At 67.0% G+C, this 3,114-nt stretch carries 3 protein-coding genes and 1 pseudogene; 3 read left to right on the top strand and 1 reads right to left on the bottom strand.

The window, feature by feature from the left end; translation table 11 throughout:
- Positions 1 to 285, top strand: a pseudogene (locus I71_RS17300) (7-cyano-7-deazaguanine synthase); the annotation flags it as partial.
- Positions 286 to 312: 27 nt separating this feature from the next.
- Here the strand turns inward: I71_RS17300 and I71_RS17295 are convergent.
- A complete protein-coding gene (locus I71_RS17295; RefSeq protein ID WP_244433892.1) occupies positions 313 to 1,317 on the bottom strand; it encodes a tripartite tricarboxylate transporter substrate binding protein in 1,005 nt (334 codons plus the stop codon).
- Between the two features lie 415 nt (positions 1,318 to 1,732).
- Here I71_RS17295 and I71_RS17290 point away from each other — a divergent pair, with 415 nt between their 5' ends.
- Both I71_RS17290 and I71_RS17285 read left to right on the top strand, forming a co-directional pair.
- Entirely contained in the window at positions 1,733 to 2,185 is a 453-nt protein-coding gene (locus I71_RS17290; protein WP_042696083.1) for a tripartite tricarboxylate transporter TctB family protein, read from the top strand.
- Positions 2,182 to 3,114 (top strand): tripartite tricarboxylate transporter permease (locus I71_RS17285; RefSeq protein ID WP_042696082.1); only part of this gene is annotated, 933 nt, incomplete at its 3' end. The genes I71_RS17290 and I71_RS17285, both read left to right, overlap by 4 nt.

The raw sequence follows: 3,114 nt of genomic DNA, 5'->3' as shown, positions 1-3,114 counted from the left end.
ACATCGCCGCCTTCCAGACACTGGCCGATCTGGCCACCAAGGCGGGGGTGGAACGGACCAACCCGTTTCAAGATCCATGCGCCGCTGATGACCATGGAAAATGCCGCCATCCTCCGCCTCGGTCTGGAGCTGGGGGTGGACTACAGCCTCACCCACTCCTGCTACCACCCGACGCCCGAGGGGCTGTCCTGCGGCGCCTGCGACAGCTGCCTGCTGCGGCTGAAGGGTTTTTCCGAAGCCGGAACGACCGACCCGATCCATTACGTAAACGGAACGGTTTCGTAGCGGGCAGAAAGGTTCTGAAGCCGGTTCCTATTTCCAGGGCATCGCGGCCCACAGATTGCGGAACTCGCGGTCCAGCTGTGTCAGCTCGGCGGCAAAGGCATCGGGGCCGACGATGCGCAGCGGCTGGAAGGTCTCGCGTGCCTTGGCCTGGAATTCCGGGTCCATGGCGGCCTTGGTGATCGCTTCGATCAAGGTGCGGCGGATCTCCGGCGGCAGGCCCTTCGGCGCGCCGATGCCGCGCATCGACACCATCTCGATGGCATAGCCCTGCTCCTGGAAGGTCGGCAGGTCCGGCGCCATGTCCCAGCGTGACCGGCTCATCACCCCCAGCATCCGCACCGGATCGCCGGCGGCGATCCCGCGCAACCCTTCGCCCAGATTCTGATCGCAGACCTTGATGTGCTGTCCCAGCATCGCCCGGTAGTTCTCGGCGCTGCCGGGAAAGGGCACATGGATCAGCTTGGCCCCCGCCTGCCGCGCGAGCAGCAGCATCGCCAGATGATCGTCCGAGCCGACGCCGGTCGATCCGACGGTGAGGGTATCGGGGTTGGCTTTGGCATTCTCGACCACATCGGCGACCGAGCGGAAGGGGCTGTCGGCGCGGACGGTCATGACGCCGGGGTCGTCGACGATGTTGACCAATGGGTCAAGCCGGTCCAGCCCATAGCGCGCCTGTCGCTCGATGGGGATGGTGACAAGGTTGGGCGTGTTGATGAAGCCGATGGTGTAGCCGTCCGGCACCGCGTCGGCGATGGTCGCGAAGCCGATTTCCCCGCCGGCACCGGGACGGTTCAGGACGACGATCCGCCCGCCACCCAGATAGCGTTCGATGTAAGGCGCCAGCATGCGGGCCGTCACGTCGGTGGAGCCGCCGGCCCCATAGGCCACGATCAGGGTGATCGGCTTCTCCGGGTAGGCGGCCAGCGCCACCGGTCCGACGCCGGCACACAGGACCGCCGCCGCCAGCGCAATGCTTAGCCGGGAGGCGGCGCGGCCGAGGGCCATACGCAGAAAACGGGTCGCTGCTGTCATCGGTCCGCCGCTCCTTCGGGCTGGTTCCATGGGCGCCACGATCCTGTCCACATCGACGGATACCGGCGCAGCTTTGCGTGCTCAATCCGCTTGATTTTATATCCATGCGGGATTGCCCGCGCAAACTCCACCCGAAAAACATCTGTTCCGGCGCGACATTTGGACCAATGAGGGCGTCATGGTGAGAAATGCTCTCGACGGCGTCGCGGAGCTTGAGAATAATACAACTCAAGGATTCGGCGCGCTGGGAGGGTGGAGCGGTGACTTTGGACAATGGCGGGCCGGGCCGGCCCCATGGATTCGCGCCTTCCCGTGTCCAGCATCGCTCGAAGCCGTTCCGTGAAGATCGCGTGCGGCCGCCGGGTCCTAGGCTGTTGTGTCCTCGGCCATCGCGTGCCTGGGAGAGCGGACATCCATGCCAATGATGCACATGCCGAGATCGCCCCAGGATTTCCTGGCCGGGCTGCTGCTCAGCGCCATTGCGCTCGGGGCGCTGTGGCTGGCGCGCGGGTGGGAGGTCGGGTCGCTGGCCATGATGCAGGCCGGCTTCTTTCCACGGCTCATCTGCTGTCTTCTGCTGGCGTTGGGGCTCGCGACGATGCTGCGCGGATTGACCGCCGACAGGCCGGTGACGTTGCGCGTGGCGTGGCGTCCGTCTGTCGCCATTACCATTGCGGTGGTGGCCTTTGCCGCCCTGCTCGACAAGCTGGGACTGGCGGTGGCCATTCTGGCGCTGATCGGGATCGGCGGGCTGGCCGGCCGGCCGCTCCGTCCCGGTCCCTTTGCGGCGCTCTGGGCCACGCTGGCCTCCGCTTGCGTCGCCATCTTTTCCTGGGGGCTGGGCCTGCCGCTCCAGATCTGGCCATGACCGACATCTTCGCCAATCTCTGGCTCGGGCTGGCGGTGTCGGTCCAGCCGATGAATCTGGTCTACTGCTTTCTCGGCGCCGTGATCGGCACGCTGATCGGCGTGTTGCCGGGGTTGGGTCCGACGGCGACGGTGGCGCTGCTGCTGCCGATCACCTTCTATCTGCCGCCGGTGGGCGCCCTCATCATGCTGGCGGGTATCTTCTACGGTGCCCAGTATGGCGGCTCGACCACCGCCATTCTGGTCAAGCTGCCGGGGGAATCCTCCTCCGTCATGACCTGCCTGGACGGCAATGCCATGGCGCGGCAGGGCCGCGGCGGCGTGGCGCTGGCGACCGCGGCGCTGGCCTCGCTGTTCGCGGGCATCGCCACCACCCTGGTCATCGCCGTCGCCGGCCCGCCGCTGGCCGGGGTGGCGCTGGCCTTCGGCCCGTCGGAATATGTGGCCTTGATGCTGGTCGGCCTGATCGGCGCGGTCATCCTTGCGCACGGTTCCGTCGTGAAGGCGGTGGCGATGATCCTGATCGGGCTGCTGCTGTCGACGGTCGGCACCGACGTGAATTCCGGGCAGATGCGGTTCACCTTCGACATTCCACAGCTTTACGACGGGGTGGACTTCGTGCCGCTCGCCATGGGGCTGTTCGGGCTGGCCGACATCATCATCAACCTGGAGGAAACCGAGGGCCGCGGCATCGAACCGTCGCCAATCCACCGGCTTTGGCCGAGCTGGCAGGACTTCAAGGAAGCCTGGCCGGCGGCTGTGCGCGGCACGGCGCTCGGTGCCTTCCTTGGCATCCTGCCGGGCGGTGGGGCGACGCTCAGCGCCTTTTCCTCCTACGCGCTGGAAAAGAGGGTGGCGCGCGATCCCGCCGCCTTCGGCAAGGGCGCCATCCAGGGCGTCGCCGGGCCGGAGGCCGCCAACAATGCCGCG

It is taken from the genome of Azospirillum sp. B506 (assembly GCF_000333595.1).
Taxonomy (GTDB): Bacteria; Pseudomonadota; Alphaproteobacteria; order Azospirillales; family Azospirillaceae; genus Azospirillum.
The sequence above is the reverse complement of the archived record's forward strand: the minus strand, read 5'-3'. Positions and strand labels throughout refer to the sequence as shown.

What these genes read in the sequence shown, in the direction of transcription:
- I71_RS17295 (WP_244433892.1), bottom strand. Translation starts at nt 1,317, where the DNA reads ATGACAGCAGCGACCCGTTTTCTGCGTATGGCCCTCGGCCGCGCCGCC.
- I71_RS17290 (WP_042696083.1), top strand. Translation starts at nt 1,733, where the DNA reads ATGCCAATGATGCACATGCCGAGATCGCCCCAGGATTTCCTGGCCGGG.